Below are 527 nucleotides of genomic sequence, written 5' to 3' on the forward strand. Positions count from 1 at the left end.
CCTAACGGGTCACTCGTAATAGCAGGAATCACCGCGCCGGGAACTTTTGAAGTGTACGCGCTGAGGTTGCCGTATTTGCGGTTCCCTACGTTTTCAACCAGTGCAACATAATCCCCCGGCTTACCAGAAACAGCCGTAAACTGAATAGTACCGTTTGTGGTGTCACTATAAGCAAGCGTAGGATTACCAACAACGCGAAGGTTTACCGGGTCAAGTAGTCGCAGTGTGTAACGCTGGTTAACTGGCTGGAGTTGGTTTAAATCGGTAGAGCGTTTAATCTCGCGCCCTTGCTGGTTAAATAGTTTCCAGCCATTTTGTTCTAACCCTGAAAACAGGTTAGAGGAGGTTGTCCAAGTAGCACTCATTATTAACTCACTCCCACGGTTGAAAGAATCATAACTTCGTCAGTTTCAGGCTGAACGTTTGAGTTATGTTTCGTGATTGTCGTATAGGCGCATTTATCCAGACTTAAATCAATACAATCGCCCGTCTGAATAGTGCGTTTCCAACTGGCATACGAATAGCGA

Annotated in this window: 1 protein-coding gene; it reads right to left on the reverse strand. The window is 46.1% G+C overall.

All coding sequences use genetic code 11. The features are described from left to right. A partial coding sequence (locus tag RM190_RS23385; protein WP_311761885.1) for a hypothetical protein occupies window positions 1–365 on the reverse strand: 365 nt, incomplete at its 3' end. Window positions 366–527: the final 162 nt, after the last annotated feature.

Source organism: Paracoccus broussonetiae (genome assembly GCF_031854425.1).
GTDB lineage: Bacteria > Pseudomonadota > Alphaproteobacteria > Rhodobacterales > Rhodobacteraceae > Paracoccus > Paracoccus broussonetiae.